Origin of the sequence: Vulgatibacter incomptus (assembly GCF_001263175.1) — a bacterium.
Lineage (GTDB): Bacteria > Myxococcota > Myxococcia > Myxococcales > Vulgatibacteraceae > Vulgatibacter > Vulgatibacter incomptus.
In genome coordinates this window covers 4,234,708-4,248,199 of sequence record NZ_CP012332.1, presented here as the reverse complement: position 1 = coordinate 4,248,199, position 13,492 = coordinate 4,234,708, and the positions used below count along the sequence as shown (strand labels likewise).

Below are 13,492 nucleotides of genomic sequence, written 5' to 3'. Positions count from 1 at the left end.
CGGTGGCGGACCTTTCTGTTAGTCTCCCGGCCCGTGAAGAAGCTCGCCCTCCTCGTGCTCTCCGCCCTGATCCTCGTCGCCGGAGGCGGAGGGACGGTCTTCGTCCTCGCCGAGCGCGCCGTCCAGACCCCCATCGCCCCAGGCGAGACGACCCTCGTGGAGGTCGCGGTCCCCCGCGGCATCTCCGGCCGTGCCCTGGGTGATCTGCTGGAAGCGCAGGGGCTGATCTCCGACCATCGCCTCTGGCGCTTCCACCTCTGGCAGCGCGGCGGCCTGGACGCCAAGGCGGGGAGGCACGCGCTCACCCGGGGCATGAGCCTCGCCGAGCTCGCCACGGCCCTGGAGGGCGCTCCCCTCTCCGAGGATCGGCCCTTTGCGACCATCGAGGGATGGCGCCTGCGGGACACCGACGCCGCGCTGGTGGCCAAGGGCTGGATCGAGCCCGGCGCCTACGTCGCCGCGGCGAAGGATCCCTCCCGCTACCGGGTCGCCTTCCCCCTGCCGAAGGGCACGCTCGAGGGCTACCTCTACCCCGAGACCTACGCGGTCGCCCCCGGCACCATCGACGTGCGCGAGCTCGTCCAGCGGCAGCTCGACACCTTCGCCGAGCGGTTCTGGATCCCGTACCGGGAGGAGATCGCCGCCAGCGGGAGGAGCCTCCACGACCTGGTGGTGATGGCTTCGCTCCTCGAGCGGGAGGAGCCGACTCCCTCGCAGCGGTCGCTGGTCGCCGGGATCCTCTGGAAGCGGATCGACCGGAACATCGCCCTCGGCGTGGACGCGACCAGCCGCTACCTCCTCCCGGAGTGGAACGACCGGAAGGCGTTCCTCGCCAAGCTGCGCGACCCCGAGGATCCCTGGAACACGCGGACCCGTACGGGCCTGCCGCCGGGCCCCATCGGCGCTCCCTCGGTCGAGTCCCTCATGGCGGCGCTGCGCCCCATCTCGAGCGAGTACCTCTACTACCTCCACGACGCCGACAAGATCCTTCGCCCGTCGCGGAATGGCGCAGAGCACGAAGCTCTCCGCCGCAAGTACAACGTCTACTGACGTCGCGTTCGGTCGAAGCCTCGCCCCGAGCGATTCGGGGCGAGACTCCGCTGAACCGGCGAGCGATCAGCTCCGCCGACGCCGCAGCGCCACGAGTCCGAGGCCGGCCGCCAGGGCGAGCAGGCTCGGATCCGCGGAGACAGCGGAGCAGTGCACGTCGCCCTTCTTCGGAGGCGTGTAGGACGGCGGCGCCTCGGCGAGCAACGTGATCGACTGCTGACCGAGGCCGCGGAGCATCCGCTCGTCGCGGGCCTCGGCGACGAAGGAGAACACGATGCGCTCCTCCCCTTCGAGCTGCGCTTTCGTGGGCGTACCGTCGATCGTTCCGTCCTCCGAGAGGTTGAGCCCCTGGGGCAGACGGCCCGAGAACACCGTCCACGTCAGCGCGCCTTGGCCGCCCGTCGCCTGGAGCTTCGCGCGGTAGGGCTGGCCCGCGATCGCCGCAGGGAGGCCCTGGGTCGACACGGTCAGTCCGTGATCGCTCTCGACGTTCACCTCGATCGGGCACTTCTGGCTCTCCGCCGGCGTAGCGCTGTCCGAGACCTCCACCGTCCACAGGTAGGACCCCACCTGGGAGGGCGCTCCCGAGAGCGCGCCCGATTCGGCGAGCGTGATCCCCGGAGGCGGCACCTCGCCCAGCGCGATCGAGGACTCCCCGATCTCGACTCCGAGCCGAGTGGTGTCGATCGTCTTCCACTTGTAGGGCTTCTTGCCGCCGGCCGCGCCGAGAACGACCCCGTCGTACGTCTCGGAGAGCCCCCGCTTCGGCAGCGAGGTCGTCGTGCAGGTCAGCTTGGCAGGCGGCGTGACCGGGAGCTCGAGCTCCTGCTCGGCCGTGCGCCCCGCTGCATCCGTCAGAAGCACCTTGAACTTGTGGCCGTCGTCGTCGATCGGCTGGCCGAGGAGGGTCCCGTCTCGGCGGAGGGCGATGCCGGACGGGAGAGTGCCGTCCAAGACGCTCCAAGCGTAGGGCGTCTTTCCGCCCACCGCGCCCAGGTCCGCGAGGTACGCCTGGCGGAACGTAGCCGCCGGCAGCTCCTTCGTGACGATCATGAGGGGGAGCCCGCTGCCGGTCACCTCGAGCTCCAGACCCTGCGACGCGGTCAGGCCGGCCGACGTGACCGACACCGTGAATCCGAACCTGCCCTCCTCGGTCGGCACCCCGCAGAGCATTGTCACGAAGGGAAGGCCCTGCTCCCGCGCTTTTGCCGGAAGGTCGTTCAGCGCCAGGCCGGGCGGGAGGCGCGAGCCAGCGGCCACGGACCACACGGAGATCCCGTTTCCTCCAACGGAGTCGAGGCGAACGCAGTAGTGCGAGCCGATCTGGGCGGGCGGGAGCGACTGGTTGAGCACGGAGAGGGTCGACGAGGCCACGAGCACCGGTGAAACGGCAGTGTTGTTCGACTTGTCCGGCTCGGCGATCTCGCCGTTCGGATCGATGATCACCCCGATGTAGTAGAGGCCCGGCGGAATGGCGTGCGGATCCGTGAGGGCCGGGAGCTGGAGTCTCTCGACGAAGTCCACCTCCGAGAACGCATCGAGCGTGAAGCGCGCGGAGTGGAGCCGCCGGCTCGAGCTGCCGAGCACGTCCGCGTTCGAGATGACCACGTCGTACTGGACGTCGATGGCGGGACCGTCTCCGAGGTTCAACGCCGTCCAGGAGAGCTCGAAGTCGGAGCCCGGCGAAATCTGCCGCGGCGGGGACAGCGCGCCGACCGCCAGATCCGGCGCCTCGGTCGCCGCTTCTGCGGTCGCCGCCGACGCCGAAATCACCGCGCCCAGCAGTACGGCCAGAAGGCCCCCGAAGAGGCGGCGCTGCACCCTGAATCCCACGGTTCCACCTTCTTCGGACATCGAGCACTCTCCAGGGAACGCCCCGATATGGCCGGGACCTAGTTTGAGGGGGATCAAAGCGTATGAAAGACGTCCTCTGCTGGATCGGGGCCTAGCCATCCGAAGGGTGAAATTCTGTAATCAAAGTAAAAACACGACGGGCCGTGCCCCCCGCTCGGGAAGGCACGGCCCGCCGCCGTACAACGCGCTGGAGTCCTACCGCCGGCGCCGGAGCGCCACGAGGCGGAGCCCGAGACCGGCAAGCGCCAGCAGGCTCGGCCCGCCGACGCCGGCGCCGCAACCGCTCGTGTTGCCGGAGGACGCGGGGGACCTGGAGGACTCGGGCAGCTCCGCGTTCAGCAGGATCGAGGTCGCTCCCAGACCGCGGCGGTTGCCCTCGTCGCGAACCTCCACCAGGAAGGCAAAGTTGCGCGCCGCCTCACCGTCGAGCTGCGACAGGGTCGGCGTCCCCGAGATCAGGCCGCTCGGCTCGAGGACGAGGCCGGCCGGGAGCCGGCTCCCCGGAAAGAGCGACCAGCGCAGCGCGCCGACCCCGCCGCTCGCGACGAGCTGGGCCCGATAGGGCGAACCCACGAACGCGTCCGCCAGCGCCTGGGTGCTCACGGTCATGCCCTGGCTCACGGGGACGTCGAAGAGGATCGCGCAGGACTCCGACGCCCGAGCATCGTCGGCGACCTTGACGGTCCAGAGGTAGAGGCCCGCCTGGGTCGGCGCGCCGGTCACCTTGCCATCGGCGGCGAGCGAGAGGCCCGGCGGCGGCGCCGCTCCGAGCGAGACGGCCACCTCGCCGACGGCCGACGCGAGGCGCTGGGTCTCACCGCTCGTCCACTTGTAGGGCTTCGTCCCTCCGGCGGCCACGAGCCGCTCATCGAGGGGCTCTCCGAGCTCGCGCGCCGGGAGGCTGCCGGTGACGCAGGTGAGCCGCGACGGGGAGGTCACGATGAGGTCCAGCGCCTGCTCCATCGCCTGCCCGCCCGCATCGACGACACGGACCGTGAGGGGGAAGAAACCGTCCTCGAGGGGCGAGCCGGCGATCACGCCGTCGGCCCGGAGCCCGAGGCCCGCAGGGAGCTTGCCGGTCGTGATCGTCCACGAATAGGGCGTGGCGCCACCGATTGCTCCGAGGAGCGTCGTGTAGGAGCGCCCGAACCCCGCGGCCGGCAGAGCGTGGGTGGAGATCGTGAGCGGAATCCCGCTCGGCACGACGTCGAGGACGAAATCACCGGACGCCGAGAGGCCCGCGGACCTCACATCGAGGGAGAAGGAGAACGTCCCCAGCGCGTACGGATGCCCGCAGAGCAGCGTCGAGAAGGGGCGCCCGGCGGCGCGCGCGCCCTGCGGCTCCTCGGCGAGAGCGAGGCCCGGGGGGAGCGTGGAGCCCGGCGTGACCGACCACGCGAAGATCCCGTCGCCGCCGACCGCCTCGAGCCTCGTGCACCAGGCGGTGCCCAGCGTCGCGGCGGGCAGGCCCGGGTTGATCACCTGGAGGCTGGTGGACCCGATGCGCACCGGGGGGGAGATGCCGGTGTTGTTGAGCTTGTCGAGCTCGTAGAGCCGGAGGTCGGGATCGATCACGACGCCGACGTAGGCGATGCCAGTGGGGACGTCGGCGGGGAGGTGAACGAGATCGATCACGTCCTCGAGGGAGAAGGCGTCCACGGAGATCGTCCCCTCGAGGAGCCGCCGGCTGGTCCCGCCGACGTAGTCGCTGCCGGAGACCACCACCGCGTAGGGCACGTCGACGCCGCCGAGGTTTCCGAGGTTCCGGGCGGTCCACTCGATCGAGAAATCCGAGCCCGGGGCGATCTGGAGCGGCGCTCGGAGGTCGGAGACCGAGAGATCCGGCGCGGGAGGACCGACCTCCATGGGGCCCGACGAGCGGAGGTTGTTCGCGCGGTCGTTGTCCGGGATCTGCTTGTCGGGATCGACCTCGGCCAGGACGTACCAGGCGCCGGGGGCGAGGTCGGCCGGGAGGCTCACCGTGGCGTTCGAAACGAAGGAAGCACCGGCCTGCAAGAGCGCGAGGCCTTCCAGTCTGCCGACCTCCCGGGACCCGGTGGAGATCGACGGCGTGGGGCTGACGAGGAAGCGAAGGGAGTATGCCTGCGACGCCAGGCCGCCCAGGTTCTGCACCTTGGCCACGACGTCGATCGACATGCCGGAGTAGGCGATCTCGGGGGCCGTCACCGAGGCGACCGCGAGGTCCGCCCCCTGGCTGAAGACGATCGCCGAGTTGGTCGGCCACTGGTCGCCGGTGCAGTTGGGCGTGCAATTGAGGCCCCGGTAGCCCTCCACCGCGCCGCTCGGGACCGGGCTCATGATGCCCACGGACGCGCTATGGCTCGAGCCGCCGGCGGCCGTGCCGTAGCGGATCTCGATGTTGCTCGAGCCCTCGCGGAGCCAGAGCTGCATATTGACGACGTTCGTCGACGACGTCCGATAGCAGCCCGATCCCCACTGGATCACGAGCTCCCGCTGCGGCGCCTGGCCGAGCACCTGCTTGGTGATGGCGCCCTGAGTGCAGTTCAGGTCGTCCCACCAGGCGGCGATCAGGCGGTTCGGCGTCGAGGTCGAGGGGATCGCCGTGTTGCTGTACGCGTTGGCGCAGTGGGACTCCCCCGACGTGCAGGAGGCCGTGGACCTGGGGCCGAAGGTGACGAGGCCGTTGGTGCCGACGCTCGCCTCCTGGTAGTCGACGTCGAAGAAACGGACCGGGAACGGGAGGCCGACGTCGGCCGAGCCGTCGTCCGTGCTCGTAGTCGTGAGCGTGGTGACCTGGCCTCCCGAGAGGGGAAGGGGCTCGTAGGTGATGGGCCGGGTCGAGACGTCGTAGGGGTTCGCCGCGATCGCCATCGCCGGTACGGCGATCAGGGCGAGGGCGAGGGCTGCGGGGACGGCATTCGTGGGCTTCCAGGTGGAAGCGACGGCAGGTCGGAACTTCTCCAAGGCGACTCCACTCCGATCGGAGCGAGGCGGCAGGGAGCGGTCCCGGCAGCCTCGCCCAGTTCACGATCGGACCGAGCGTCGCACGAGGCGAAGGTCATTTCAATGGTACACAAACCATCTCGGTCCCCACCCCGCCCGGCATGCGGGCGGGGGACCGATCGTTTCGGGACGAGTCGCGTCAGGCGGCTCGAGTCCCGCGGCGACGCAGGAAGCCGCCGATACCCAGGGCGAGCGCGAGCGCCGCGAGGCTCGGATCCGACGCGCCGGCCTGACAGCCGCTCTTCGACTCCGCGCGCGCCACCGGCGCAATCGGGGCCTCCGAGAGCAGCCGGATCGAGAGCGCGGCCAGACCCCGACGGTTCTGCTCGTCCCGGACCGACACGACAAAGGAGAACGTCCGCGAGCTCTCGCCGTCGAGCTGGTCCAGGGTCGGAGTTCCCGAGATCCGGCCGGACGAATCGAGCTCGAGGCCGACGGGGAGCCCGCGATCGAAGGCCGACCAGGTGAGGGATCCCGAGCCGCCGGTGGCCTGGAGCCAGGCCGAGTACGCCGTGCCCACCGCCGCGGTCGGGAGCGTGAGGGTCGAGACCGAGAGGTTCCGCTCGCCGCTCACGTCCATGGTCAGGACACACCTCCGGCTGCCGTGGTCGGCATCCGCGACCTCGACGGTCCAGAGGTAGGAGCCCTCTTCCTTCGGCGCCCCGCCGACCTGGCCACCCTGGGAGAGCGTGAGACCCTTCGGCGCCTGACCGTCGAACATCTCCGACGTCGTCCCTGCGCCCGACCCGAGACGCTGAGACGAGATCGTCTTCCACGCGTAGGGCTTCTTGCCGCCGGCGGCGAGGATCGCGATGCCGTCCATGCTCTCTCCGACCTTGCGCGAAGGCAGGCCGGTGGTGGCACAGACGACGTTCGCCGGCCCGATCACAGGCAGGGTCAAGGTCTGCTCGGCCGTCCGTCCCTCGGAGTCGACCACTCGAACCGTCGGTTCGAAGCCGCCGTCCTCCATGGGCGTTCCGGTGATCCGCCCCGCGGCGTTCATCGTGAGCCCGGCGGGCAGGCCTCGCACGAGGGTCCAGGTGAAGGGGGCGGTGCCGCCGACGGCCGTGAGCCGGGTGTCGTAGGCGATCCCGAAGGCTGCAGCGGGAAGGCTCGTCTCGGCGATCTGGAGCGTCAGAGCGGAGCCGCCAACCGTGAGCTGGAGGTCGCCCGTGGCCCTGCGCCCGTAGGACTCGACCGCGAGGCGGAAGTCGAAGGTGCCGATCCCGCTGGGGGCGCCGCAGAGCAGGGTCTGAAAGGGCAGGCCCTTCGCTCGGTTCCCCTTGGGGGACTCCTCGAGTACGAGACCCGGCGGAAGCTTCGAGCCCGCCTCGAGCGACCAGACGTAGAGCCCGTCGCCACCCTTCGCCTTCAGGACCACGCAGTAGGGAGCGCCGAGAGCGGCTTCGGGGAGGACGCGCGTCTCGACGGAGAGGGCGCTCGAAGCCACCAGCACGGGCTTCGAGACCCCGGTGTTGTTGTTCCGCTCGTGCTGGAAGACTCGGGCCTCCGGATCGAAGACCACTCCGACGTAGTAGCGACCCGCCTCGACGCCCGCCGGGAGCCGGAGGGTCTCGCGCATGGGCACCTCGCTGAACATGTCGAGGTCGACCTCGCCGGCGCGGAGTACCAGGCTCGAGCTCCCGGGATTCGCGTGATCGGAGAGCACCACGATGTAGGGAGCGGCGTCGGCTTCGAGGTTGCCGATGTTCGCGGCCACCCAATCCACAGTGAACTCAGCCCCGAGCTCGATCTGCTCGGGCGCGCTGACCAGCGGAACGGTGAGATTGGCCGCGCGAACGCCCACCGAGATCGGAGCGGTCGACCGGACGCTGGAGGCGCGGCTCGACTGCGGTACCTGGCGGAAGGGATCCGCCTCGACGAGGACGTAGTAGGTGCCCTCCTGCAGGTCGACCGGGAGGCGAACCTCGAAGTCGAACGCGACGGTCTGGCCCGGCGCGGCGTCATAGGTCCCGGAGTCGACGGCCAGCTCTCGCGCCGAAGAGGTCAAGGCAGGCTCCGTGTTCACGAGCACGCGAGCGGTGAAGCCCTGCGCGGGCTTGCCACCCTGGTTCTTCACCACCGCGCTGACGGAGATCGGGAGCCCGGTGAACGTCTCGGTCGGCGCCGTGACGGACTGCACCGCGAGGCTCGGCCCGGAGCTGTAGGTCACCTTGGTGTTCGTCGGGAAGTTGGTCGGGCCGCAGGTGGGATTGCAGTTCTGGCCGCTTGCCGAAGGACCGAACGTGCCATCCGAACCGTCGAGGTTCTCGATCCCCATGGATGCGCTCCAGGAGGTCGAGCCGGACCCGGTGACGGGACCGTAGTGGACCGCGATCTCGTCGGAGCCCTCGGTCAGCCAGACCTGGGCCGTGAACACCCCGGAGCCGGCGTACCGGCGGCACGTGGTCCACTGGATGACGAAGTTCCGGCTCGGCGCGGTGCCGATCACCTGGGTCTGGATCGGTCCGCCCGCGTCCGAGCCCGAGGTGTCATTGCAGACGATCTGGTCCCACCAGACCGCGACGAAGTTGTGCGGCGTCGTCGACGTGCTCGGAATCGCGCGCTGCCCGGAGCTTCCGCTCCCCGTCGTGGGGTACTGGGTGCCGAAGGTCAACATGCCCTTCCCCAGCACGTTGGCCACGCCGTACGACTGGCCGAAGAAGCCCACCTGGAAGGGGAGCGTGATCGGGAGCTCGTTCGGCGAGTAGCTCCAGCCCTTGAACTGCGAGGATCCGTACGACGTGACCGCGGCGCCGTTCGGGAGCGGCATCGCCTGGAAGGTGTTGGGCGTCTGGATCGCCGTGTAGTAGGCCGCACTCGCAGCGCCCGGCAGGGCGACGAGAGCGAGAACGAGGAGCGCGCCGACAAACGGCTTGCCATCGACGGAGTGAGTGAAGCTCAACCGCATACTGCCCAACCCTTTCGGCTACGGCGGAACGGAGTCTCGCGACGTTAGTATGTTCAAAAACTAACGCTACCATTCGACCGGTCTCGTGGCGAGCGGATGATCGTTTTCGCCGACAGTTCCCACGGATCGCCCTGCGGAAGCGCTATGGTGCGCCGCATGGCGAACCTGATCCGATTCTTCATGGGCCCCGAGGACGAGGCGGCCTTCCTGCGCGACCTGGCTCCCCTGGAGCTGGAGCTCTACCCGCGGATCGTCCCTCCGAAATGGCAGGCTCCCAAGGTGGACGAGGCGCTCGCGGGCACCCTCGAGGAGGAGGCCTATTACCTGGGTGCGCCAGCCGCGGGGCCGATCACGGTCGACAAGGTCAAGCGAGGCCCCGACAAGGGGAAGCTGATGATCCTCGAGGTGGTCTCGCCGGTGATCTTCTTCGAGCGCTCGCTCTACGACGCCGACGAGAAGGTGCTCCGCAGCGGCCAGCTCTGGGCGGAGCTCCACGTCTCGGGCGACACCCAGCGCCGGGTCCAGAAGGCGCCGATCTTCGAACGGATCTTCAAGGGCGTGCAGGACGCGGTGTCGCGGCGGGCCCGGAAATCCCAGCCCGTCGGCTACCTGGTGCTCCCGGACGCCAGCAAACTCTACGGCCAGGGGGTGGAGCTCCGGGAGGCGGGCCGCAAGGGCGAGGTGGTGCGTCCCTTCCGGTAGCGGTCGGTTTCGATGGGCCCGCATAGGGCCGGTTCCCTTGCGGCGGCGGCGCCGGCCGTACTATGTCCTTCCCGAATCTTTCGCTGGAGGTCCGACGTGTCGAAGCTCTTCCTCGCCCTCGCCGCCGCAGCCGCTCTCGCGGTGCCTTCCCTCGCCCTCGCCTGCCCCGGCCACGCCGAAGGCCACGCGTCCTGCGATCACGCCACCTGCGACAAGGCCGCCTGCGCCGAGAAGGGCACCGAGTGCCCCCACCACCAGGCCAAGGAGGCGAAGGCCTCCTGGAAGATGATGTCGCTCGAGGAGCTGGCCGCGGTCTCGGGCAAGGCGACGATCTTCGACGTGAACAACGCCGACGTCCGCTCGAAGATGGGCGTGATCCCCGGCGCGATCCTCCTGTCCTCGGCGAGCCAGTACGACACGGCCAAGGAGCTCCCGGCGGACAAGAACGCCAAGCTCGTCTTCTACTGCGCGAACACCCGCTGCACCGCGTCGCACGTGGCGGCCGAGCGCGCCCTCGCCGCGGGCTACACCGACGTGAACGTGCTCCCTGCCGGCATCATGGGCTGGAAGGAAGCCGGCAAGAGCGTCTCCCAGCCGAAGAGCTGAGCGCTTCGAGCCGTTTTCTGAGTGAAGAGAGCCGCCCCCCTGGGCGGCTTTCTTCGTTTCAGGGGGATTCGGCCAGCCGAAGGCCGGAGGGGTACGCGCGCATCCCCGGCACGAACCAGTTGCGGAAGGTGGTGCGGGCGATCGAGGGATGCGTGAGGTGGCATCCTCCGCGGAGCACCCGGTGCTCCTCGCCGAACCAGGGCAGGCTGTAGCCGCGGTAGGCGCCGGCGGTGAAGCCCGGGTACGCGTCGAAGAAGCTCGAGGTCCACTCCCAGACGTTGCCGGCGAGGGCCCTCGCGCCGCAGGGAGAGGCCGCGTGCGCCTCACAGGGCGACGTGTCACCTATAGTCAATCCGATGTTCACACCATCAGGCGGCGCTCCCTCGCCCCACGGCCAGCGCCGCTTCGCGCCCTGCGCCCACGAGGCCGCCCGCTCCCACTCCGCCTCGGTGGGGAGCCTCGCGCCGGCGAAGCGGGCGAAGGCAGACGCCTCGTGCCAGGAGACGTGGGCCACCGGATGCGTGGGATCCACCGGGCGCTGCCCGAGGAGCGTCCGCCGCGTCCACCCGGAGGGGGATCGGCTCCAGTGGAGCGGCGCCACGGCCTTGGCCTCGTTCCGCCAGCGCCTGCCGTCGTCGTCCCAGAGGCGATCGTCGGCGTAGCCGCCGTCGTCCATGAAGGCGAGCCAGTCGGCGTTGGTCACGGGATCGCGGGCGATCCGGTAGGCGGGCAGCTCGACCGGGTGGGCCTTCGCCTCGTTGTCCCAAGCGTGGAGATCTCCCTGTGCCCCGAGGACGAAGGACCCGGCCGGGATCTCGACGAAGGCGGGTCCCGTCGGCGCCGGTGGCGTGGCCGGCATTGCGAAGCCGGCCGAATCGAGGGGAAGGCCAGCCAGGAGCCGCACCACCGCCATGGTCTCGGCGTGCTGGTGCTCGTGGCCGGCGAGGAAGCGAAAGGTGCCGTGCGCCGGAGGATCGGCATGGCGGAGGAGCTCCAGGGAGCTCTCCCGTACGCGAGCGGCGTAGGCGCGGATCGCCTCGAGAGGCGGGAGCCTTCGCCCGCGGCTCCTCTTCTCGCTCACGAAGGTGTCGTAGATCCCGTCGAGGCGCGGATCGATCGGCTCCTGCCCTCCGACATGGCGAAGGGCCCAGCGCTCCTCCTGCCAGGCGACGTGGCCCAGGTGCCACGCGAGCGGCGAGAAGGCCGGGTCGTATTGCGTCCGCGCCTCGGCGTCGGTGAGACCTTCCACGAGGCGCAAGGTCGAGCGCCGTGCCTCCTCCAGCCCCTGCTCGAGGTCGTCCATGGCGTTCCCCTCCAGAGCGTGTGAAGGCGGCTTCGCTCCGGCTCAGAGCGGCTCGTCTCGAAGCCCGTCGCCCAAGGTGGCGACGATCGTCCGGTTCGGCGCCACCGGCCGCCACCCGGCTGCCCCGTCGAGGGGCTCCGACGCGACGAGCACGTGGGGCGTCGCCGTGTCTCGGTCGTGGAGCACGTAGAGGCTCGGCGGATCGCCGCCCGTCGACGATCGCAGGGCGACCAGCGACTCGCCGTCGGCGAGGACGATCGAGAAGTGGGCCTCGCTCCCCGCCTCCACCGCCCAGGCGCTCACGTCCGCGACGGCCCGAGCGGCGGCGTCACGCATCGCCTCCGCTCCCTCGCGCGCTCCCAGCCGCTCGGCGATCAGCGCGAAGAGGTGCTCGGAGTCGCTGGTCCCCGCGATCCCCGCGTAGGTCGCGTCCGAGAGAGAGGCGCAGAGCCGGCGCTGCACCGTCTGGCGGAAGCGCGCGATGAAGCCGTTGTGGAGGAAGGCGAGCCGGCCCCTGGCGAAGGGCTGGGTGTTCGCCTGCGCGATGCTCGACGGCTCGGTCGCGCTCCGGACCGCGGCGACGACGCAGCCCGATCGGATCGCCCTACCCAGGTGGGGCAGGTTCGCGTCCGCCCAGATGGGCGAGGTGCTCGCGTAGAGGCAGGGCTCACGCTCGCCGTCCACGTAGAAGCCGGCTCCCCAGCCGTCGGCGTTCACCGTGGCGCTGCGCAGCTCGCGCGGCAGGTAGCTCTGCCGGACGAGGGAGTGGGGCCTCTCGGCGATCAATGAGCCGAGAGGCACCTGGGGGCCGAGGTAGCCGAGGAGCCTGCACATACGTCCGAGACTCTATCTCGTTCGCGGGGAGCGCGTCCGCGCGCTGGATTTTCGGCGCTGGAGGGTGGACCCGACGGGGGCGCGTCCGCTTCGGGACGCCCGGGCGCCGGCTCGCCGGCATGGGGGATGCTCCCGTTCACCGGGACACACACCGTATTTGGCGCCGTAATTCGATGCTGATAGCAAGGAAGAGAGCCGCTTCTCTCGGGGGAGGGATCATGCGCCGGATCGAGAACGACCGTGAAGCCTCGCAGCGGCTGGTGGTGGACGTCCACGTGCGCCCCGGCGAAGGTTCGACCCTCGCCGACGACGTAAGGAAAGGTCTTGGTCGGAAGCCAAAATCTCTGCCTCCCAAGCACTTCTATGACGAGAGGGGCTCGAAGCTCTTCGACCAGATCTGCGACACGCCCGAGTACTACCAGACGAGGACCGAGCAGGCGCTCCTCGAGCAGATCGCAGAGCCGCTCGTGTCGCAGGTCCATCCCACGGGGTTGGTGGAGCTCGGCAGCGGCGCCGCCCGCAAGACCCGCTGTCTTCTCGAGGCGGCAAAGTCGTCCTGCTGCTACGTGCCCTTCGACGTGAGCGAGGAGATGCTCCGCTCGAGCGCGAGTGCGCTGCAGCGCGACTATCCGTGGCTCAAGATCCACGGCGTGGTCGGCGACTACGATCGCCACCTCGACCGGATCCCGGAGCTCGGCAGGAGGCTCTTCGTCTTCCTGGGCGGGACCATCGGAAACTTCGAGGACGACGAGGCGCGGCGCTTCCTCGGCCGGATCGCGTCGATCATGGGGGCGGAGGATCGCCTCCTGATGGGGACCGATCTGGTGAAGGATCGCGCCGAGCTCGACGCCGCGTACAACGACGATCAGGGCCTGACCGCCGAGTTCAACAAGAACGTGCTGCGGGTGATCAACCGCGAGCTCGACGCCGACTTCGAGCTCGACCGCTTCGAGCACGTGGCGTTCTTCCGCGAGGAGCGAAGCCGGATCGAGATGCATCTGCGGTCGGTGGGTGCGCAGAAGGTCCGCGTGAAGCGGATCGGGCTCGAGGTCTCCTTCGAGGACGGCGAGACGATCCACACGGAGATCAGCCGCAAGTTCACGAGGTCCTCGGTGGAGCGGCTCTACGCCTCCTCGAATCTGGAGATGGAGAGCTGGCACGTGCCGGCGAACGACGCGTTCGCGCTCTCGGTCGCCCGCCGCGTGGTGTGACGTGGCGGCCTCAGTGAGCGCCCGATGCAGTCGCCG

9 protein-coding genes are annotated in these 13,492 nt (G+C 69.8%); 4 read left to right on the top strand and 5 right to left on the bottom strand.

Annotated features, from left to right (window positions below):
* The first annotated feature begins 33 nt into the window (after positions 1–33).
* Positions 34–1,050, top strand: a complete 1,017-nt coding sequence (gene mltG, locus AKJ08_RS17785) for an endolytic transglycosylase MltG (protein ID WP_420806373.1) — start codon at positions 34–36, stop codon at positions 1,048–1,050.
* A 66-nt stretch (positions 1,051–1,116) separates the two neighbouring features.
* Here the strand turns inward: mltG and AKJ08_RS17780 are convergent, their stop codons facing one another.
* The 3 genes from AKJ08_RS17780 to AKJ08_RS17770 form a co-directional block, all read right to left on the bottom strand.
* The gene (locus tag AKJ08_RS17780; RefSeq protein WP_050727301.1) at positions 1,117–2,904 is read right to left on the bottom strand and encodes a putative Ig domain-containing protein; all 1,788 of its coding nucleotides are present in this window, start codon (positions 2,902–2,904) and stop codon (positions 1,117–1,119) included.
* Between the two features lie 195 nt (positions 2,905–3,099).
* Positions 3,100–5,850, bottom strand: a complete 2,751-nt coding sequence (locus AKJ08_RS17775; RefSeq protein ID WP_050727300.1) for a putative Ig domain-containing protein — start codon at positions 5,848–5,850, stop codon at positions 3,100–3,102.
* Between the two features lie 178 nt (positions 5,851–6,028).
* A complete protein-coding gene (locus AKJ08_RS17770) occupies positions 6,029–8,794 on the bottom strand; it encodes a CARDB domain-containing protein (RefSeq protein ID WP_050727299.1) in 2,766 nt (921 codons plus the stop codon).
* Positions 8,795–8,956: 162 nt separating this feature from the next.
* Between AKJ08_RS17770 and AKJ08_RS17765 the strand changes: the two genes are divergently transcribed.
* Positions 8,957–9,502 carry a hypothetical protein gene (locus AKJ08_RS17765; RefSeq protein WP_157370803.1) on the top strand — a complete coding sequence of 182 codons (546 nt, stop codon included), beginning with the start codon at positions 8,957–8,959 and terminating at the stop codon, positions 9,500–9,502.
* Between the two features lie 96 nt (positions 9,503–9,598).
* A complete protein-coding gene (locus tag AKJ08_RS17760; protein WP_050727297.1) occupies positions 9,599–10,108 on the top strand; it encodes a rhodanese-like domain-containing protein in 510 nt (169 codons plus the stop codon).
* 58 nt (positions 10,109–10,166) lie between these two features.
* Here AKJ08_RS17760 and egtB read toward each other — a convergent pair whose 3' ends face one another.
* Entirely contained in the window at positions 10,167–11,411 is a 1,245-nt protein-coding gene (egtB, locus tag AKJ08_RS17755; protein WP_050727296.1) for an ergothioneine biosynthesis protein EgtB, read from the bottom strand.
* A 42-nt stretch (positions 11,412–11,453) separates the two neighbouring features.
* Entirely contained in the window at positions 11,454–12,245 is a 792-nt protein-coding gene (egtC, locus tag AKJ08_RS17750; RefSeq protein ID WP_050727295.1) for an ergothioneine biosynthesis protein EgtC, read from the bottom strand.
* A 218-nt stretch (positions 12,246–12,463) separates the two neighbouring features.
* Between egtC and egtD the strand changes: the two genes are divergently transcribed.
* Complete coding sequence (gene egtD, locus AKJ08_RS17745; protein WP_050727294.1) at positions 12,464–13,456, top strand: L-histidine N(alpha)-methyltransferase; 993 nt, start codon at positions 12,464–12,466, stop codon at positions 13,454–13,456.
* Positions 13,457–13,492 lie beyond the last annotated feature (36 nt).